This window comes from Pseudomonas sp. GW821-FHT01A09, from assembly GCF_058986725.1.
Map to the genome: position 1 here is coordinate 79,471 of NZ_JBYSWB010000009.1, position 19,738 is coordinate 99,208.

The following is a 19,738-nucleotide window of genomic DNA, read 5'->3' on the forward strand; positions in this document are numbered from 1 at the left end:
AATGAGGTGAACGGATGGTAGATTCGCATCTGAAAGCAATGAAGCCGGAGCTTTACGAACGTCTTATCGATCGCCTGGGGCTGGCGCTGGATATGGCCCGCACGGCCGTTCGATTGCGCAATGAGGAGCCTCGAGAACTGGAGCTGCGCGGGCTGTCCCGTGCCGAATTCGATTGGATCAACGCGTACCTGCAACTCAGCGGGACCGGGGTGCATGCCGACTGCGCGGGCATCGATCCGCCGCCAGAGCAGCGCAGTGCCAATGTGGTGTGGCTCAAGGACAAGCGCAAACGCAAGGCCCCGCAGCGAACACGCGTCATCTGAGGCTCGCCTCGCGCGGGCGGATGTTGTTGAAAACCTCGCGAGCCCTTAGGCTGCCGGGCATCTTTCAGGGAGATGCCCCATGCCACTTCGTTACATCCTCAAACAATTGCTCATGCCGCCGGGGATTCTTTTCCTGTTGCTGCTGCTTGCATGGTGCTGGCGTCGCTCCCGGCCGCGGTTGGCCACTGCCTGCTTTGCCCTTGGGCTGGGTGGCCTGTGGGTGATGAGCCTGCCGGTGGTCACGGTGCAAGTGGCGCGGTGGATGGAAACCCAACCGCCCTTGGCGCTGGAGCAATGGTCGACGCTGGCCCAGCGCGCCGATGCCATCGTCATTCTGGGGGCCGGTCGCGAGCGCGGCGATCCGGCCTGGGGCGGTGTGGATCAGTCCACCGGCCTGGCGTTGGAGCGGGTGCGTTTTGCCGCACGGCTGGCCAAGGCCTCCGGTTTGCCGGTGTTGACCTCGGGCGGCTTGCACTACGGCACGCCGCCGTCGGAGGCGTGGATCATGGCGCAGGCGCTGCACGACGATTTCGGTGTCACCGCCCGTTGGCAGGAAGAGGCGAGCCGCACCACTTGGGAGAATGCCCAGTTCAGCGCGCGGTTGCTCAAGGCCGATGGCATCCAGCGGGTCGTGGTGGTGACCCAGGCCTGGCACATGCCGCGGGCGGTCTGGAGTTTCGAACACGCCGGCTTGACCGTGGTGGCCGGCCCCGTGGGATTCATGGGAGTGGATCAGGACACGCCGCTGGCCGGCTGGCTGCCGGAAAGCCGAGCGTTCTGGCGCAATGCGCAGTTGCTCAACGAGGCGGTGGGGGCGGTGGGGTATCGATTGTTCTACCAGTAAGATTGGCCCCTGTAGAGAGGGGGCTTGCCCCCGACCACTGTGGATCAGCCAGATCAATGAAGCTGACACGCTGCAATCGGGGGCAAGCCCCCTCGCTACACGGCTCAGACCGTTTTGGCCATCCGCGAAGCCAGCAGCGCCCAGCCAAACAGTGCCACGCAGACGAACAGCATCGGCCAGGACTTCCAGCGCAGGTACGGCGTCAGGCCCTGCATCGGCGTGACTTCGCCATACATGATGCCCTGCTTGAACTGCGGGATCTGCTCGGAGATCTGCCCGTGCGGATCGATCAGCGCGGTCACGCCATTGTTGGTGGCGCGGATCATCCAGCGACCCGCCTCGAGGGCGCGCATCTGCGCCATCTGCAGGTGCTGCAGCGGGCCGATCGAGGTCCCGAACCAGGTGTCGTTGCTGATGGTGAGCAGCAGGTCGCTGCGCGCCGACATGCCCGCCGCGAACTCCGGATAGACCACTTCGTAGCAGATAAAGGTCGCGATCGAATAGCCCTTGGCGCGCAGCAGCGTCTGGTCGCTCGAACCGCGGGCGAAGTCCGACATCGGCAGGTCGAAGAAGCTGATCAGCCCACGCAGCAGATCCTGCAGCGGCACGTACTCACCGAAAGGCACCAGTTTTTGCTTGAGGTAGGTGCCTTCGCCATCGCCGGCCACCGTGATGCCGTTGTAGAAGCGCCGCTCGCCATTGGATTCCTGGCGGATCGGCACGCCGGTGATCAGCGCCGAATGTCGATCGCTGGCGAACTTGCCCATCATGGCCAGATAGCCCGTGGCCTGATCCAGCAGAATTGGCACGGCGGTTTCCGGCCAGATCACCAGGTCGGTGCGCCGGGCGGTAAAGGTCATGTCGCGGTACAACGCCAGCTGCGCGTTGACCTGCTCCGGGTCCCATTTCATTTCCTGTTCGACGTTGCCCTGCACGGCGGCGATGCTCAGCGGCGCGCCGGCGGGTTGGGTCCAGGCATGGTCTTTGAGCGCCAGGCTGATCGCCCAGGGCGCTACCAGCAGCACTACACCTGCCGCCATGAAGCCCTTGCGCTGGCGCAGGCGCTGCCCAGGCAGATTGCACAGCAAGGCCGCGCTCAACGCCAAAACGAAGGAAATCAGCCACACGCCCCCCACCGGGGCGAGCCCGGCCAGCGGGCCGTCGAGCTGGCTGTAGCCGGAGTACATCCACGGAAAGCCGGTCAGGAACCAGCCGCGGAAGGTTTCCTGCGCCATCCATAGCGCGGCGAAGGCCAAGGCGTCGGCCAGTGGCGCTTCGTTGCGGCGCAGCCAGCGCGCCCACAGCCAGGTCGGCAGGGCGAAGAACCAGGCCACTGCGGCGCAGAACAGCAGCATCAGGAATCCGGCCAGCAGCACCGAGGCGCCGCCGAAGTTATGGATGCTGACGTAGATCCAGCTGGTGCCGGCGCCAAAGATGCCGAAGCCATAGCACCAGCCGCGGCCCAGCGCCTGGCGAGGGCTGAGGTCGCGCAAGCCGAGGTAGAGCATGGCCAGCGATACCAGCGCCAATGGCCAGATATCGTAGGGCGCCAAGGCCAGGGTGGTCAGGGCGCCGGCCACCACGGCCAGCAGGTTACCGGGCCAGCCGGGGCGGGTGATCCAGCGCATCATGATCCTTAAGGGTCAAACCTGGCGAGAGAGAGGGGAGATACGCAGCAAGTGAATGCGGCGGCTGTCGGCATTGAGGATGCGGAAGCGATAGTCACCGATTTCGGTGGTTTCGTTGCGCTTGGGCAGATGCCCGAAGGCGCTCATGACCAGGCCGCCGACGGTGTCGAACTCGTCATCGGAGAATTCGCTGTCGAAGAACTCGTTGAAGTTCTCGATGGGCGTCAGTGCCTTGATCAGGAAGTCGCCGCTGGGCAGTGGCTTGATGTAGCTGTCTTCTTCGACATCGTGCTCGTCTTCGATGTCGCCGACGATCTGCTCGAGCACGTCCTCGATGGTCACCAGGCCCGCCACACCGCCGTATTCGTCGATGACGATGGCCATGTGGTTATGGTTGGCGCGGAACTCGCGCAGCAGCACGTTGAGGCGCTTGGACTCCGGCACGAAGGTGGCCGGGCGCAGCAGGTCCTTGATGTTGAAGGTATCGCCGTTTTCCTTGAGGATCAGCGGCAACAGGTCCTTGGCCAACAGCACGCCGAGGACTTCGTCGTGGCTTTCGCCAATGACCGGGTAGCGCGAGTGGGCTGCATCGATGACCGCCGGGAGAAACTCGCGCGGGGTCTGGGTGGCGCGGATGCTCATGACCTGCGAGCGCGGCACCATGATGTCACGTACTTGCAGGTCGGCGACCTGGATGGCGCCTTCGACGATGGTCAGCGCTTCGCTGTCCAGCAGCTTGTTCTGATGCGCTTCGCGCAGCAGCTCGAGGAGCTCCTGGCGGTTTTTCGGCTCATGGGCAAAAGCTTGGGTGAGTTTACCCAGCCAGGACTTTTGCCCGTTGCTCGATCGGTCTTCGCTCATGGCGCTTACTCGTGTTCCTTTGTCGTTGCGTGGGTAGGGAAATCGTCTTCGTCGTCGGCATAAGGGTCCGGGTGACCCAGTTCTGCAAGCAACGTCCGTTCCAGTGCTTCCATCTCGTCGGCTTCTTCATCATCGATATGATCGTAGCCGAGTAAATGCAGACAGCCATGAATGACCAGGTGGGCCCAGTGGCTGTCCAGCGCCTTGCCTTGCTCGCGGGCTTCGCGTTCGACCACCTGGACACAGATGACCAGATCGCCGAGCAGCGGGATATCGAGCATGTCGTCAGGGACGTCGGCAGGGAAGGAGAGAACGTTGGTGGCGTAATCCTTGTGCCGGTAGGTGTGGTTCAGTTCGCGCCCTTCGACCTCGTCGACCAGGCGAATGGTCAACTCGGAGTCGCCTTGGCGTTGGCGCAGGGCCAACTCGCACCACAGGCGAAAGTCGGCGTCGCTGGGGCCAGCGCTCTGGCTGGCCCGTTGCAGGTCAATTTCAACCATGTGTGGCTTTGCCGGCCTCGACGTTGCGGGTCTCGAAGCGCTCGTAGGCTTCGACGATGCGTTGCACCAGCGGGTGGCGGACCACATCCTTGGGCTTGAAGTGGGTAAAGCTGATGCCGGGCACGCCGTCCAGTACTTCAATCACGTGGGCCAGGCCGGATTTGGTGCCTTTGGGCAGGTCGACCTGGGTGACGTCGCCGGTGATCACCGCAGTGGAGCCGAAGCCGATGCGGGTCAGGAACATTTTCATCTGCTCGACGGTGGTGTTCTGGCTTTCGTCGAGGATGATGAAACTGTTGTTCAGCGTGCGTCCGCGCATGTAGGCCAGCGGCGCGATCTCGATGACCTGGCGCTCGATCAGCTTGGTCACGTGCTCGAAACCGAACATTTCATACAGCGCGTCATACAGCGGGCGCAGGTACGGGTCGATTTTCTGTGCCAGATCGCCGGGCAGGAAGCCGAGCTTTTCGCCCGCTTCGACCGCCGGGCGCACCAACAGGATGCGGCGTACCTGTTCGCGCTCCAGAGCATCGACGGCGCAGGCCACGGCCAGGTAGGTCTTGCCGGTGCCTGCGGGGCCGATACCGAAGTTGATATCGTTGCCGAGGATTTCCTTCACGTAGCGCTGCTGATTCAGGCCGCGGGGGCGAATCATGCCCTTGCGCGTACGCAAGGCGACGGCGACTTCGTTCTGGGCTGGGTTGCTCAGCTCCTCGACTGCCGATTCCTGCAGGTACAGGTGCACGGTATCGGGCGACAGCTCGCTGCCTTTGGTTTCCCGATACAGGCGCCGCAGCAGTTGCTCGGCAGAGGCGGTGGTGGAGGGCTCGCCAATGAGCTCGAACTGGTTTCCGCGGTTGCGGATCTCGATGTCGAGGCGTTGTTCGATGAGGCGCAGGTGCTCGTCGAACTGTCCGCACAGGTTGGCGAATCGGCGAGCCTCGAAGGGCTCGAGGATGAAGCGATGAGGTTCTATGGGTGCGTTCAAGGTCGTTTATGGCCGCCCGACGGCAATTGAGATGGACTCAAGGATAAACCCTGCAGCTTGTGTGCGAAAGCGCTTAATCGATGGATCGCTGCGGCAGGGGCAAAGTGTTCTGACCATGGTTTTGGGTTAAATGTTCGGGCCCCTTCGCGGGCAAGCCCTGCTCCCGCAGTGGGAGCAAGGTTGCCCATAGAGTGGATCAGGGCTTGAGCCGTATATCTGTGGGAGCAGGGCTTGATCCGTACATCTGTGGGAGCAGGGCTTGCCCGCGAAGCTTTTAGCGCAGCGACCCGCGCAGCGAATGCGGCTGGGCGTCGTCGATATGCACGTCGACGAACTGGCCGATCAACCGGGCGTCATCGCAGGTGAAATTGACGATGCGGTTGTTCTCGGTCCGCCCCTGCAACTGGCCCGGGTCCTTGCGTGAATAGTCTGTAACGAGGATCCGCTGAGTGCTGCCGACCATCTGTCGGCTGATCTCGAAACCCTGCTGGTTGAGCCGCTGTTGCAGGGCGTTTAGGCGTTGCTTCTTGACTTCCTCCGGGGTGTCGTCGGTCAGATCCGCCGCTGGGGTGCCCGGGCGCTGGCTGTAGACGAACGAGTAGGAGAAGTCGAAGCCGACATCGGCCACCAGCTTCATGGTCTGTTCGAAGTCTTTCTCGGTCTCCCCCGGGAAGCCGATGATGAAGTCCGAGCTGATGCAGATATCCGGCACCGCCGCGCGCAACTTGCGAATCCGCGACTTGTATTCCAGCGCCGTATGGTTGCGCTTCATGGCCGCGAGTATGCGGTCCGAGCCCGACTGCACCGGCAGATGCAGGTGCTTGACCAGTTGCGGGACTTCGGCGTGGGCCAGGATCAGGCTGTCGGAGAATTCCAGCGGGTGCGAGGTGGTGTAGCGGATGCGCTCGATGCCCTCGATGGTGGCCACGGTGCGGATCAGCTCGGCGAGGTCGGCCAGGCGACCATCGTGGGTCAGGCCGCGGTAGCCGTTGACGTTCTGGCCCAGCATCGTCACTTCACGCACGCCGTTGTCGGCCAGGTGAATGATCTCGCCCAGCACGTCGTCGAAAGGCCGGCTGACTTCTTCGCCGCGGGTGTAGGGCACCACGCAGAAGGTGCAGTACTTGCTGCAGCCTTCCATGATAGAGACATAGGCAGTGGGGCCGTCGATGCGCGGCTCGGGCAGGTGGTCGAACTTCTCGATCTCGGGGAACGAGATATCCACCTGTGGCAGCTTGGTGGTGCGCACGGCGTCGATCATTTCCGGCAGGCGGTGCAGCGTCTGCGGGCCGAACACCACGTCGACGTAGGGCGCACGATCGCGAATGGCCTGGCCTTCCTGGCTGGCGACGCAGCCACCGACGGCGATCACCATGTCGGGCTTTTCCAGTTTCAGCTCGCGCCAGCGGCCCAGTTGCGAGAACACGCGATCCTGGGCCCGCTCGCGGATCGAGCAGGTGTTGAGCAGGATGACGTCGGCGTCTTCAGCGCGGGCAGTGACTTCCAGGGCTTGATGTTCACCCAGCAGATCGACCATGCGCGAGCTGTCGTACTCGTTCATCTGGCAACCGTGGGTTTCGATATAAAGCTTCTTGGCCATGCTGGATCATCAGGTCATTCAAAGAACCGCGCATTATAGGGGCGCGATGGCGCACTTGATAGGGGGCGACGGTGCTATCGGGGATTGCCTGCCGGGCGGCTGTGCTATAGTTTGCGCCCTCTTTCCAGTCCTCATGCCGTTACCTGCCCACGATGACCAAACGCGAAGCTCCAATCTACAAAGTGATTTTCCTCAACCAGGGCCAAGTATTCGAGATGTACGCCAAGCAGATCTATCAAAGCGATCTGTGGGGCTTTCTCGAGGTCGAGGAGTTCGTGTTCGGCGAGCGCAGCCAGTTGGTCGTCGACCCTAGCGAAGAGAAGCTCAAGGCGCAGTTCGAGGGTGTGGTGCGCAGTTTCGTGCCGATGCATTCGATCGTGCGTATCGATGAGGTCGAGCGCCTGGGCACGCCGAAGATCAGCGAAGCGCGCGGCGTGAGCAATGTCATGCCGTTCCCGATGCCGATGCCTGAAAAGTAAGCGAACCGTGACTTACGGCAACGGCGCGAAAGGCGTGCGGCCGTCGGCGGTTTGCAGTTCCAGCAGGTACTTGCGGAAGATTTGCCCGAGTACCTGAGTGGCCACTTCGAGTTCTTCGCGCTTCATTTGCGCCGACACCTGATCGGCGGTATCGAGCGCATCTTCCTGGCCATTGACGGCCGCCATCTTCAGCACGATATAGGCCTGAACATTATTGGCTGGCACGCCTTCGCCGCGGAAGAACATGATCCCCAGATGATATTGCGCGTCGGCGTGCCCCTGCAGCGAGGCCTGCTCGAAGTAGTTGAGCGCCTGGGTCAGGTCGCGGGGAGCGTTTTTGCCGTCGTAATAGAATTCGCCCAGCTCGTATTGCGCCTGCGCGTCCCCGGACTTCGCCGCTTGCTGGCACGCGGAGAGCGCCTGCGGGAGGTTCTCGGGTTGGGTATTGAGGGTGCACCGGCCCGTCGCTGGTATCAGCAACGAGTTTCCCCCTGCCTGCGCCAGCAGGGGTTGAAGGAGCAACAGGCAGCCCAAAGCAAGGGCGCGGCCGGTGCGGTTCATGGGGATCGACTTACCTCTGCAAGGATGCGGGCTAGCCCGTCCTGTAAATACTGTAGGTACATTATGAAATAAGCCGGGGCTTGGTTACAAAGTCTTTGCTGTTTTTTCTGAAAATGGACTTTTACGCCAAGCCACACATCACCTGTTTGTTCAATCAGTCCTTGAGCTTGGCGAAGGCCTTTTCTGCTGCATCCAGCGTGATCTTCAATTCGCTTTCGCCATGGGCGATCGATGTGAAGCCGGCCTCGAAGGCGCTCGGCGCCAGGTATACGCCGCCTTCGAGCATCAAGTGGAAGAAGCGCTTGAAGCGCTCGGCATCGCTGGCCATCACGTCGTCGAAGGTGACGATGTCGTCGGCGCCGCTGAAGTACAGGCCGAACATTCCGCCTGCCTGGGTGGTCACGAACGGGATACCGGCGGCGTCGGCGCGTTGCTGCAGGCCGTCGAGCATGCGCGTAGTGTAGTCGCTCAGCTCGGCGTGGAAGCCCGGACGGCTGATCAGTTCCAGCGTCTTCAGGCCAGCGGCCATCGCCAGCGGGTTGCCCGACAGGGTGCCGGCCTGGTAGACCGGGCCCAGCGGTGCGATGTGCGACATGATTTCGCGCTTGCCACCAAAGCAGCCCACCGGCATGCCGCCACCGATGATCTTGCCGAAGGTGCTCAGGTCCGGGGTGACCCCGTAGTGAGCCTGGGCGCCGCCGAGGGCAACGCGGAAGCCGGTCATCACTTCGTCGAAAATCAGCACCACGCCGTGCTGATCGCACAGGCGGCGCAGGCCTTCCAGGTAGCCTGGCGCGGGCGGCACGCAGTTCATGTTACCGGCCACCGGCTCGACGATGATGCACGCCACTTCCTGGCCGACTTCGGCGAGCATCTGCTCGAGTGCGGCGATATCGTTGAACGGCAGGGTCAGGGTGTGTTTGGCGAACGCCGCCGGTACGCCAGGCGAGCTCGGCACGCCGAGGGTCAAGGCGCCGGAGCCGGCCTTGACCAGCAGGCTGTCGGAGTGACCGTGGTAGCAGCCTTCGAACTTGATGATGCTGTCGCGGCCGGTAAAGCCACGGGCCAGGCGGATTGCGCTCATGGTGGCTTCGGTGCCGGAGCTGACCATGCGCACCATTTCCATCGACGGCACGATGGCGCACACGCGCTCGGCCATCAGGGTTTCCAGCTCGGTCGGGGCGCCGTAGGAGAGGCCGTGTTCAAGCTGGCTGCGGACCGCGTCGAGTACGTCCGGATGGCTGTGGCCAAGGATCATCGGGCCCCACGAGCCTACGTAGTCGACGTAGCGTTTGTCGTCTTCGTCGGTGACATAGGCGCCAGCGGCGTGTTTGAAGAACAGCGGAGTGCCGCCGACACTCTTGAACGCGCGGACCGGCGAGTTGACGCCACCGGGGATGTGTTTCTGGGCGTTGGCGAACAGCGATTCGGAACGGGACATGGCAATGACTCTCGGTAGGCAGGTGGCTGAGGGGCGCGAGGCGCGTCAGGCAGACTTGTACAATTCGTTGAAGGCGCGGGCGCGGCGGGTGACTTCAGCCGGCGTATCGACGCCGAACAGGTCATTGATCACCGCCAGCAGGCTGGCACCGTGCTCCACCAGTTGCGGGGCATTGGCCAGGGTGATGCCGCCGATGACGCAGATCGGCAGCTTCAGTTCGGCCTTGGCCTGGGCCAGTACTTCAAGGGGCACGACCTCGGCTTGCGGCTTGGTCCTGGAGGCGAAAAACGCCCCGAAGGCCACGTAGCTGGCGCCTTCGCGTGCAGCCTGGCGGGCCATCTCGAGGCTGCCGTGGCAGGTCGAGCCGATGATCGACTGCGGGCGCAGCAACGCACGGGCAGGCGTCAGCGGGCCGTCCGTCTGACCCAGGTGCACGCCGACGCCCAGGCGCGCGGCCAGCTCGGCGTCGTCATTGATGATCAGGCGGGTCTTGTAGGGTTCGCACAGCTTGAGCAGGGTCTCGGCTTCGCGCAGGCGGCGAGCCTCATCGGTGCTTTTGTCACGATACTGCAGCAGGGTCACGCCGCCATCGAGAGCGGCCGTCACGTACTTGATGAATTTGCCGGCCAGCAACTGGCCGTCGGTAATGGCGTACAGGCCACGTAGTTTCATGCAGCAAGCCTCTTGCGTCGCGATCCGATCAGGGGTGGGTCCAGCGGGGCTGGACTCAGGGCAGGGAAGTGCCGGTCAGGCGCTCCGATCAGGAACAGAAGTCCAAAGGCAGCCGGCGCGGTACGAACTGGCCTTTGCCCAGCCGTTCAGCATCGCGCAGCGTGCGCCAAGTATAGTCGAGCGCCGATTTGACCGCGCTGCCCAACTGCTCGCCCAATGCCAGGCGGCCGGCCAGGGCGCTGGCCAGGGTGCAGCCAGAACCGTGATAGCTGCCGGGCAGGCGCTCGCAGGTGTAGGTCTGGCGGCTGCCGTCGCGGCTGTACAGGCGGTTGTGAATCTGCTGTTCGTCGCCATGGCCGCCGGTAATCAACAGATGCCGCACGAACGGCAGCAGTTTCTCGGCGCATTCGTCGGCGCTGCCTTCAGGCAGTTCGGCCAGAATGCGCGCTTCGGGCAAATTGGGCGTAGCGATGGTCGCCAGCGGCAGCAGCCGTTCGCGCATGGCGTAGCCGACTTCGTCCTTGCCCAGCCGCCCGCCGCCACCGGCGCGCAGCACCGGGTCGCAGACCATCGGCAGATGCGGGTTGGCCTGCAGCAACTCGACGACCGTATCGACCATCTCCAGCGAGCCGAGCATGCCGAGCTTGACGGCCGCCACTGTGGAGTCGTTGAGTACGGCGTTGGCTTGGGCCAATACCCATTCGCGGTCCAGCACGCGGAAGTCGCTGACGTTGACGGTGTCCTGCACCGTCAGCGCAGTGACGGCGGGCGCGGCATGACAGCCTTGGGCGATCAGCGCTTCGATATCGGCCTGCAGACCGGCGCCACCACTGGGATCGTGGCCGGATAGGCAAAGAACTACGGGGCGAGAGCTATAAATATTCATGGTGGGCGAGCTTATCACGAGCCGGGGCGAATGGAGGAGGGTGTGCGGTTACTGGCGCATGGCCATTTACTTCGTCGGAAAGTCCCTGATAGAGCTGCCTTGATATCGACTGAAAGCCGCGAGATAGAGCCTTCAAATGGATATTTTCGTTGCTTGCCTACACAACCGGATAGCTATGCTAGGATGCAGCCATATTGAATAACAGGCACTGCGGGTGACGTCGTCTCAAAGGGAATGGGGGCTTCCCGACGTACCTGACAGGCTTCGCTGGGGCTGTATGCGCTATTTCCTGATATTACTTTTGGCCTGGCTGCCAACGCTGGCCAGTGCCGTCGATTTCGACGAGTCCACTCGTAGCCTGCCTCTGGGGCGCACGATGCAGGTCTTCGAGGACAGCAGTGGGCACGCGACCATCGACGAGGTGAGTGCGGCTGCGGCCCAGGCCCGCTTTCATCTGAACAACGACGACGTCCTCAACGCCGGCTACTCCAAGTCGGCGTTCTGGATCCGCCTCGACCTGCGTTATGTCCCCCGGCAAAGCGAGGTGATGCGCAACTGGCTGCTGGAACTGGCCTATCCGCCGATGGACCACGTCGAGCTCTATCAGGCCGACGCCGACGGGCACTTCTATCGCTCGCAAGTCACAGGCGACACCTTGCCCTATTCGAATCGGGTGATCCGCCAGAACAACTTCGTGTTCGACATCCCCTTTGCGCCGCAGCAGGCGCAGACCCTCTACCTGCGTGTGCAGAGCGAGGGTTCGGTGCAGGTGCCGCTGACGCTGTGGTCCAGCAACGCCTACCTGGAGGCCCAGCCCGAGCGCCTGTATGTGCTGGGTATGATCTACGGCGTGCTGCTGGGGATGCTGGTCTACAACCTGTTCATCTATCTCAGCGTGCGTGACACCAGCTACCTCTATTACATCCTCTACATCGCTTCGTTCGGCCTTTATCAGGTGTCGGTCAACGGCGCCGGCGTCGAGTTCCTGTGGCCCGAGAACCCTTGGTGGGCGAACGCCGCGACGCCATTACTGATTGGTGCCGCAGCGTTTTTCGGCTGCCAGTTCTCGCGCAGCTTCCTGCAGACCCGCGAGCACAGTCGCATGTTCGACTGGCTGCTCAAGGGGCTGATGGTCTATGGCGCGGTGGTGATGGTGATGTCGCTGGGTGCCAGTTATGGCCTGGCGTTGCGCCTGGCGACGCTGCTGGCGCTGTTGTTCACCGTGGTGATCTTCAGCGCGGGGGTCAAGGCGTGGTGGCGCGGGCAGCGTCAGGCGCGCTACTTCATGATCGCCTGGACCGCCTTCCTCGCCGGCGGCGTGGTCAACACCCTGATGGTGCTGGGCTATCTGCCGAATATCTTCATCACCATGTACTCCAGCCAACTGGGGTCGGCGCTGGAGGTCGGGCTACTGTCGCTGGCGCTGGCCGACCGCATCAATGCCATGCGCGAGGAGCAGTCGCGGATTCTGGTGGAGGCCGGGCAGAAGCTCGAGCTGCTCAACCAGCAACTGTCCAACAGCAACCGTCTCAAGGACGAATTCCTGGCCACCGTCACCCACGAACTGCGTACGCCCATGAACGGCGTGATCGGCTCCTTGGAACTGATGCAGACGGTGCCGATGAACATCGAGCTGGAGCAGTATCAGCAGACCGCCGCCACCTCGGCGCGGGACATGATGCGCATGGTCGACGACATCCTCATCCTCACCGAGCTGCAGGCCGGCAAGCTGTACCCGCGGCACGAGCCCTTCCGCCTGCAGGGCCTGCTGGACGGCGTGCATCTGCAGTTCGCTCGCCAGGCGCACAACAAGGGCCTGGCTTTCGCCCTGGATATCCTCAGCATCCTGCCCGACAAGCTGGTGGGCGACTCGCGCAAGCTGGCGCTGTGCCTGAGCTGCCTGCTCGACAACGCGGTGAAGTTCACCCGTCAGGGCGTGGTGCGCCTGCAGGTGCTGGGCGAGGTCGATGACGAGAACTACCTGGCGTTGACCTTCAAGGTCATCGACACCGGTATCGGCTTCAACTATCTGGACGAAGACACCCTTTACCAGCGCTTCTATCAGGTCGACAGCTCCATGACCCGCGAATACGGCGGCTTGGGGATCGGCCTGGCGATCTGCCGGCAACTGGCGGAGTTGATCGGTGGCCAGTTGCACCATCAATCGGAACCGGGGCGTGGCAGCTGTTTCACCCTGACCGTCAAGCTGGCGGTGGTCGAGCCGCTGCCGGCGCATACGACTGTCTCGCGCAAGCTGCCCGAGGGCGCGCGACGGTCGGCGCACGATTGCACCCTGTTGCTGATCGATGACAACAGCGTCAATCAACTGGTGTTGCGCGGCATGCTGCTCAAGCTCGGCTATCGGGTGCGCACCGCCGACTGTGCAAACACCGCCATCGAGCAGATGCACAGCGAAAAATTCGACGCCGTGTTGCTCGATTGCCATTCCCCCATGACCGACGGCGCGGTCGTCTGCTCGCGCTTGCGCGAAGTGCCGGGCGCCAGGGACATTCCTGTGCTCGGCATTCTCGCCACCCTTGAGCGCGGAGATCGCGACCGCTATCTGGCGGCCGGAATGACCGAATGCATGCACCGGCCGGTGCGCTTCGAAGAGCTGCAAAGCCTGTTGCACAGCTGGCTGCTGGTACACAGGCAAAGCGAGCAGGTCGGCGGTTAGGCGGTTTTGCCCCTTTGATCGCGGCGATGCCCGTGATTCACTGGGGCATCGACCCGTCGGAGCCGCCCATGATGAATCTCCATCAGTTCGCCGAAACCCACGAAGTCAGCAATCAGCCGCCCTCTCTGGACGGTCTCAACCTCTACCTTGCCGATCTGCCGTTGCAGCAATGGACCCAGCGCTTCGGTGCCGGCTGGGCCGCGCCCCGGCTGGAACGCTACGGCGCGCTGGCGGGCGGGCCCCTGATGGCCGCGGGGTTCCTGGCCAACCGCAACAAGCCGGTGTTCAGCAGCCATGACCGCTATGGCCACCGGATCGACCTGGTGGAATTTCACCCCGCTTACCATGAGCTGATGGCCACGGCTGTCGAGCACGGGTTGCCCTCCTTACCCTGGACCGATCCGCAAGCCGGTGCCCACGTGGCGCGCGCGGGGCTGGCGTATCTGCACTTTCAGGCCGAGGCCGGCAGCGGCTGCCCGTTGACCATGACCTTCGCCTGTGTGCCCGCGCTGCGCCTGCAGCCGGAGCTGGCCCGGAGCTGGCTGCCTAAGGTGCTCTCGACCCACTACGACCCGCGCAATCTCGAAGTCGGCCGCAAAAGCGGCGCCACCATCGGCATGGCCATGACCGAGAAGCAAGGCGGCACCGATGTGCGCGCCAACACCACCCGGGCCTACCCGGTGGGCGCACCGGGGCCGGGGCAGGCCTATGAACTGCTGGGGCACAAGTGGTTCTGTTCGGCGCCCATGTGCGATGCCTTTTTCACCCTGGCGCAGACCGACAAGGGCCTGAGCTGCTTTCTGCTGCCGCGTCATCGCCCGGACGACACCCGCAACGAATTCTATATCCAGCGTCTCAAGGACAAACTCGGCAATGTCTCCAACGCGTCCAGCGAAGTGGAGTTGCGTGGCGCCCTGGCGTGGATGGTCGGTGAAGAAGGCCGCGGCGTGCCGACCATCATCGAGATGGTCGCCATGACCCGCTTCGATTGCATGATCGGCTCCAGTGCGCTGATGCGTCAGGCGCTGACCCAGGCGGCGCATCACTGCGCTCATCGGCGAGTGGGCGGGCGGGTGCTCGCCGAGCAGCCGTTGATGCAGAACGTGCTGGCCGATCTGGCGCTCGAGAGCGAGGCGGCGCTGGCCTTGACGATGCGCATGGGCCAGGCGCTGGATCAGTTGGACGACCCGCAACAGGCGCGCTTCGCTCGGCTGGTGACGGCGGTGGGCAAGTATTGGATCTGCAAGCGCGCGCCGGCGATGATCAACGAGGCGGCAGAATGCATGGGCGGTGCGGGGTACGTGGAGGACAGCATTGTGCCGCGGTTGTATCGCGAAGCTCCGGTCAACTCGATCTGGGAGGGCTCGGGCAACGTTCAGTGCCTGGACGTGCTGCGGGCGCTATCCAAGGAGCCCGGGGTGCTTGACAGCCTGTTCGCCGAGCTGGGCGACGGCCATGGCGACCGGCGCCTGGCCGCGCATATCGAGCGCTTGCGTGCGGCCTTTGCCGACCCCGAAGACGCGCAATACCGCGCCCGGCAATTGACCGAGGATATCGCCCTGGCCTTGCAGGCCAAGTTGCTGCTGGAGGCCGGCAACGGTCTGGTCAGCGACGCCTTTATCGCCAGTCGGCTAGAGGGCAGCGGGCGTACCTATGGCGCCTTGCCGCGGGGTATCGATGTGGCGGCGCTGGTCCAGCGGGCAACGCCGCTCTAACGATTGCAACAGTCGCGGGTGCATGCTGAAAAGCGCGACACATCAACTGGATACAGGCAAGATGCAGCTCTGCAAGATCAGAAAGGACGTGCACCGTGACCCAAACTGCCCCAGCTTTCGTTGTCGTTGAAACCGCCGAGCAAGCCGTCGACCAACTCGCACTGCTGCACGACCAGGCCACCCAGGCGCTGAGCCAGGCGCTCAAGCGTTATCTCAAGGATCGCAGCGAACCGGACGCCGCCCAGCGGGCCCTGTTCCGCTACCCGGAACTGCGCATCACCTACGAATTCCACGGTGAAGTGCCCAGCACCACCCGCGCCTACGCCAAGCTGCAGGCGCCCGGCGTCTATTCGGTGACCGTCACCCAGCCGGCCGCTTACCGCAAGTACCTGGTCGAACAGTTGCGCCCGTTGATGCGCGACTTCGAGGTCAAGGTCGAAGTGGGCGTCAGTGAGCAGAACATCCCTTACCCCTATGTCGTCGATCAGGGCGACGAACTGGCCGGCAGCGGCGTGACCGCAGCAGCGCTGGCGCGGGTATTCCCCAGCACCGACCTGTCCGCCGCCACCGATGGCATCGCCGACGGCCTTTATGACTGGGCCAATGTCGATCCGCTGCCGCTGGCGCTGTTCGACGGTGCGCGGGTGGACTTCTCCCTGCGCCGCCTGGTGCACTACACCGGCAGTGACTGGCGGCATGTGCAGCCGTGGATCTTGCTGACCAACTACCATCGCTATGTCGACCAGTTCGTCAGCCACGGCCTGGAGCAGTTGCAGAGCGATCCGCGCTTCGTGCGTCTGGTCATGCCAGGCAACGTCATCATCGACAAGGGCATGGACCAGACCGAAGCTCAGGCGCTGGTCGACAGCGTGGTCTGGCACCGCTACCAGATGCCGGCTTACCACCTGATCGCGGCTGATGGCGACGGTGTCACCCTGGTCAACATCGGTGTCGGCCCCTCCAACGCCAAGAACATCACCGACCACCTGGCCGTGCTGCGTCCGCACTGCTGGCTGATGATCGGTCACTGCGGCGGCCTGCGTCAGTCGCAGACCATCGGCGACTATGTGCTGGCCCACGCGTACATGCGTCAGGACGGCATTCTGGATCGGGTGTTGCCGCCCAACATCCCGATTCCGGCGCTGGCCGAAGTGCAGATGGCCCTGCAGGAGGCCGCTGCCCAGGTTACCGGCGAGCGCGGCGACGAGCTGAAAAAACGTCTGCGCACCGGCACCGTATTGACTTACGACGACCGCAACTGGGAGCTGCGCTGGGCCCAGGAGCGTCCGTTGATCAACCTGTCCCGCGCGGTGGCGGTGGACATGGAAAGCGGCACCATCGCGGCTCAGGGTTATCGGCTGCGGGTGCCCTATGGCACGCTGCTGTGTGTGTCGGACAAACCGCTGCACAGCGAGATCAAGCTGCCGGGCTCGGCCAACGCCTTCTACAACCGCGCGGTCAGCCAGCATTTGAAGATCGGCATCGCCGCGCTTGATTTGCTGCGTAATCAACTCAATTCGCTGCACTCGCGCAAACTGCGCAGCTTCGACGAGCCGCCGTTCCGCTGAGCGTGTGGCCCGCGATATCGTCGTTGTTATCGCGGGCCTCTTCGCGGGCAAGCCCAGCTCCCACAATGGCGCTGCACCTGAGCCTTACACCTGTGGGAGCCGGGCTTGCCCGCGAAGAGGCAATCACCGTCACCGAAGATCCGCAACGTTTGCCCAAAGGCACCTGGCCCACTAGCATAGTCGGCCCTGCTGCCCGTGAATCGTCCCCCATGTCCAAACCTCCACGCCCAGTCTCCACCCGGCCTGCGCCTCGTCGCCAGGGTGCGTCTGCGGCGACCAACCGCCGTATATCCAAAGCGCCACCTGCCGAGCCGCGCTTGCTGCTGTTCAACAAGCCGTTCGATGTCCTGACCCAGTTCAGCGATGGTGAGGGGCGGGCGACGCTCAAGGATTTCATCGAGGTGGCGGGCGTATATCCGGCCGGGCGTCTGGACCGGGACAGCGAAGGCCTGCTGCTGTTGACCAACGACGGGCAACTGCAGGCGCGCATCGCCGACCCCAGACACAAGCTGGCCAAGACATACTGGGTGCAGGTAGAGGGCACGCCCACTGAGGAGCAATTGCAGCGGCTGCGCGAGGGCGTCGAATTGAATGACGGCATGACCTTGCCTGCTCAGGCGCGCTTGCTGGAGGAGCCGGCCTTGTGGCCGCGTGATCCGCCGGTGCGTTTTCGCCTGAGCGTGCCGACCCACTGGCTGGAACTGGTGATCAAGGAAGGGCGCAATCGTCAGGTCAGGCGGATGACCGCCGCCGTGGGGCTGCCGACCTTGCGCCTGGTGCGGGTGGCGATCGGCCCGTGGACGCTGGATGGCCTGGAGCAGGGCAAGTGGCGCGAGGTGCCGGCCCGGCTCTGACCGCACACCTACCCTGTAGCGGGGGGGCTTGCCCCCGAAAATAGCTGATCAAGCACCAATTTGGTTGAAACAGAGATTTTCGGGGGCAAGCCCCCTCGCTACAGGGTTATCACCCGCGCAAATGCAGCAACGGCAACTCCGTACTCGCCAGCACCTGATTCAGCACAAAACTGGAACGCACGCTGGTCACGCCATCGATGCGCGTCAGATGGCCGAGCAGCAGCTTCTGATAGTGGTCCATGTCCGGCACCACTACCTTTAGCTGGTAGTCGGCATCCATCCCGGTCACCAGGCTGCATTCCATCACCTGGGGCAGGTTGCGGATGGCCGCCTCGAAGTGTTCGAAGCGCTCCGGGGTGTGGCGGTCCATGCCGATCAGCACATAGGCCGTCAGGCTCAGGCCCAGCTTCTTGCGATCCAGCAGCGCCACCTGGCGGGAGATATAGCCGTCATCCTCCAACTGCTTGACCCGCCGTGAGCAAGGCGAGGGCGACAGGCCGATCCGCTCGGCGAGTTCCTGGTTGGAGATGCGCGCATCGCGCTGCAGTTCAGCAAGAATGCTCAAGTCATAGCGGTCCAGCTTGCTCATTACACGGCCCTGATTAATGGCGATTGCGTGGGATTATCTATCCGCAGTTAAAAATTGCGCAAGCAGTGATTTTGTGAGCACATTTCGCAATCCTGTCCCGCTGCTCCGGCTCTATGCTTATACCCAGAATCACTGCCCGGACATGAGTCCACTGCAGCGGGCCCAAGCAGGCCGGCTGCGGCCGCCGATCCCACCGGGTCGGGCTGGCCCCCGGGCTGCACGCTGTCCAGAAGACGGCGTGATGTGAGCCGATGCCAAAAGCGTCGAGCCAGGACGAAGTTCCCCGAGGGAGGCTGACGAGCCTCCCTTTTTTTATGAGCAGATTTCATTATCAAAAGCCGGTACACAGCCGATAATATTTTTGCCATCTGGAGCGTGCTTGCGAACCGCATGTCTGTTTTCCAGTCTTAGCTGTACCGCCCTATCCCGTGAGGAATCCATGAATTCGCCTATCTGGCGCCTGGCAGGCGTTGGTTTGCTGTGCCTGAGCGTGAGTGCTCAAATTTTGGCCGACGATAACGATCAGCGTGGTCCGCAGAATCGTCCCGAAGGGGCGGGCGGTCAGAACCGTGGCGCGCAGCCGGCGCAGCAGATGCAGCAGCGTGTGCAAGAGCAGCAGCGCGCCCAGCAGCAAGAGCAGCGTGGCCAGCAGCAACAGATGCAACAGCAGGTGCAGCAACAGCAACGCGAACTGCGTGGCCAGCAACAGGAGCAGCAGCGCGGTCAGCAGCAACAACAGCAACAGACGCAATGGCAGCAGCGCCAGCAGGAATTCAATCAGCGTCAGGCTCAGCGCGTGCAGGAGCAGCAGAGCCATGGCCCGCAGGTCCCGGCGCCGCAGCAGGGCCGTCAAGACTTCAACGAAGGGCGCCACGACGGCCCGGCGATCCAAGGCAAGCCAGGGGTGGTCTGGCAGACTCAACCGCCGATCCGTGGCAACAACGAAGGGCCACGGGGCGACTATGGCCCGGGTCGTGGCAATGATGGCCGTGGACCGGGCCGAGGTGGTAACGGTTGGGGGCCAGGCCCGCAGTATCGTCCGGGCTACACCGTCGATCGCTTCCCGGATCATGAGTACCGCGTGCCTTACCGTGGCCAGGACTTCTTCTACTCCGGTGGCTATTGGTATCGCCCGCAAGGTCCGCGTTACGTAGTGGTGGCGCCGCCCTATGGCATCCGCACCCGTCAGTTGCCGGACTATGCCACGCGCATGTGGATCGGCGGCGCAGTCTTCTTCCTGGCTGCGGGCACCTACTACCAGTACATGGATGACAGCCAGGACTACGTGGTGGTCAATCCGCCACAGGGCGTGCCGGAGTCTCAGCCACAGCCCGCGCAAACTGGCGGCATCGACGTATCGTTCTATCCGGCCAACGGCCAGAGCCCATCGCAGATGGAGCAGGATCGCTACGACTGCCAGCGCTACGCCGCGCAGCAAAGCGGCTTCGACCCCGCGACTGCGACCTACGCGCCGGCCGATTCAGTGGCCTATGCGTATCGGCAAAACATGGGCAACTGCCTGGCCAGCCGTGGCTACCAGGTCAACTGAGGA

18 protein-coding genes are annotated in these 19,738 nt (G+C 63.4%); 8 read left to right on the forward strand and 10 right to left on the reverse strand.

Features of this window, described 5'->3' with window-relative positions:
* Positions 1–14 precede the first annotated feature (14 nt).
* Together AC3WJP_RS12795 and AC3WJP_RS12800 are read left to right on the forward strand one after the other, a co-directional pair.
* Entirely contained in the window at positions 15–323 is a 309-nt protein-coding gene (locus AC3WJP_RS12795) for a hypothetical protein (RefSeq protein ID WP_493721682.1), read from the forward strand.
* Between the two features lie 79 nt (positions 324–402).
* Positions 403–1,167, forward strand: a complete 765-nt coding sequence (locus AC3WJP_RS12800; RefSeq protein ID WP_493721683.1) for a YdcF family protein — start codon at positions 403–405, stop codon at positions 1,165–1,167.
* Positions 1,168–1,271: 104 nt separating this feature from the next.
* On the opposite strand, the gene lnt is transcribed toward AC3WJP_RS12800, so the two are convergent.
* The 5 genes from lnt to miaB form a co-directional block, all read right to left on the reverse strand.
* On the reverse strand, positions 1,272–2,795 hold the full coding sequence (lnt, locus tag AC3WJP_RS12805) for an apolipoprotein N-acyltransferase (protein ID WP_493721684.1): 1,524 nt from the start codon (positions 2,793–2,795) through the stop codon (positions 1,272–1,274).
* Between the two features lie 15 nt (positions 2,796–2,810).
* Positions 2,811–3,656, reverse strand: a complete 846-nt coding sequence (locus tag AC3WJP_RS12810; protein WP_493721685.1) for a CorC family transporter — start codon at positions 3,654–3,656, stop codon at positions 2,811–2,813.
* A gap of 5 nt (positions 3,657–3,661) precedes the next feature.
* Positions 3,662–4,156, reverse strand: coding sequence for an rRNA maturation RNase YbeY (ybeY, locus tag AC3WJP_RS12815; protein WP_493721686.1), 495 nt, complete (start codon positions 4,154–4,156; stop codon positions 3,662–3,664).
* Entirely contained in the window at positions 4,149–5,144 is a 996-nt protein-coding gene (locus AC3WJP_RS12820) for a PhoH family protein (protein ID WP_493721687.1), read from the reverse strand. Before AC3WJP_RS12820 ends, ybeY begins: the two co-directional genes overlap by 8 nt.
* A gap of 274 nt (positions 5,145–5,418) precedes the next feature.
* Positions 5,419–6,744: a tRNA (N6-isopentenyl adenosine(37)-C2)-methylthiotransferase MiaB gene (gene miaB / locus AC3WJP_RS12825; RefSeq protein WP_493721688.1), complete on the reverse strand. Its 1,326-nt coding sequence runs from the start codon at positions 6,742–6,744 to the stop codon at positions 5,419–5,421.
* A gap of 152 nt (positions 6,745–6,896) precedes the next feature.
* On the opposite strand from miaB, the gene AC3WJP_RS12830 reads away from it, so the two are divergent.
* Positions 6,897–7,223 carry a DUF1820 family protein gene (locus AC3WJP_RS12830; RefSeq protein ID WP_226506322.1) on the forward strand — a complete coding sequence of 109 codons (327 nt, stop codon included), beginning with the start codon at positions 6,897–6,899 and terminating at the stop codon, positions 7,221–7,223.
* A 12-nt stretch (positions 7,224–7,235) separates the two neighbouring features.
* Here AC3WJP_RS12830 and AC3WJP_RS12835 read toward each other — a convergent pair whose 3' ends face one another.
* The 4 genes from AC3WJP_RS12835 to AC3WJP_RS12850 form a co-directional block, all read right to left on the reverse strand.
* On the reverse strand, positions 7,236–7,784 hold the full coding sequence (locus AC3WJP_RS12835) for a tetratricopeptide repeat protein (RefSeq protein WP_493721689.1): 549 nt from the start codon (positions 7,782–7,784) through the stop codon (positions 7,236–7,238).
* 154 nt (positions 7,785–7,938) lie between these two features.
* Positions 7,939–9,225 (reverse strand): glutamate-1-semialdehyde 2,1-aminomutase, encoded by a 1,287-nt coding sequence (gene hemL, locus AC3WJP_RS12840; protein ID WP_493721690.1) that lies wholly within the window; start codon positions 9,223–9,225, stop codon positions 7,939–7,941.
* Positions 9,226–9,270: 45 nt separating this feature from the next.
* Positions 9,271–9,897 (reverse strand): thiamine phosphate synthase, encoded by a 627-nt coding sequence (thiE, locus tag AC3WJP_RS12845; protein WP_493721691.1) that lies wholly within the window; start codon positions 9,895–9,897, stop codon positions 9,271–9,273.
* An 88-nt stretch (positions 9,898–9,985) separates the two neighbouring features.
* On the reverse strand, positions 9,986–10,783 hold the full coding sequence (locus AC3WJP_RS12850) for a hydroxymethylpyrimidine/phosphomethylpyrimidine kinase (RefSeq protein WP_493721692.1): 798 nt from the start codon (positions 10,781–10,783) through the stop codon (positions 9,986–9,988).
* 277 nt (positions 10,784–11,060) lie between these two features.
* Between AC3WJP_RS12850 and AC3WJP_RS12855 the strand changes: the two genes are divergently transcribed.
* The 4 genes from AC3WJP_RS12855 to AC3WJP_RS12870 all read left to right on the forward strand — a co-directional run bounded on the left by AC3WJP_RS12855 (position 11,061) and on the right by AC3WJP_RS12870 (position 17,597).
* On the forward strand, positions 11,061–13,460 hold the full coding sequence (locus AC3WJP_RS12855; RefSeq protein WP_493721693.1) for a hybrid sensor histidine kinase/response regulator: 2,400 nt from the start codon (positions 11,061–11,063) through the stop codon (positions 13,458–13,460).
* A 71-nt stretch (positions 13,461–13,531) separates the two neighbouring features.
* Complete coding sequence (locus tag AC3WJP_RS12860) at positions 13,532–15,175, forward strand: acyl-CoA dehydrogenase family protein (RefSeq protein WP_493721799.1); 1,644 nt, start codon at positions 13,532–13,534, stop codon at positions 15,173–15,175.
* Between the two features lie 95 nt (positions 15,176–15,270).
* On the forward strand, positions 15,271–16,743 hold the full coding sequence (gene amn, locus AC3WJP_RS12865) for an AMP nucleosidase (RefSeq protein WP_493721694.1): 1,473 nt from the start codon (positions 15,271–15,273) through the stop codon (positions 16,741–16,743).
* A gap of 287 nt (positions 16,744–17,030) precedes the next feature.
* Entirely contained in the window at positions 17,031–17,597 is a 567-nt protein-coding gene (locus AC3WJP_RS12870) for a pseudouridine synthase (RefSeq protein WP_493721800.1), read from the forward strand.
* Positions 17,598–17,706: 109 nt separating this feature from the next.
* Here the strand turns inward: AC3WJP_RS12870 and AC3WJP_RS12875 are convergent, their stop codons facing one another.
* Complete coding sequence (locus AC3WJP_RS12875) at positions 17,707–18,186, reverse strand: Lrp/AsnC family transcriptional regulator (RefSeq protein WP_493721695.1); 480 nt, start codon at positions 18,184–18,186, stop codon at positions 17,707–17,709.
* A 439-nt stretch (positions 18,187–18,625) separates the two neighbouring features.
* On the opposite strand from AC3WJP_RS12875, the gene AC3WJP_RS12880 reads away from it, so the two are divergent.
* Positions 18,626–19,735: a DUF6515 family protein gene (locus AC3WJP_RS12880; protein WP_493721696.1), complete on the forward strand. Its 1,110-nt coding sequence runs from the start codon at positions 18,626–18,628 to the stop codon at positions 19,733–19,735.
* Positions 19,736–19,738 lie beyond the last annotated feature (3 nt).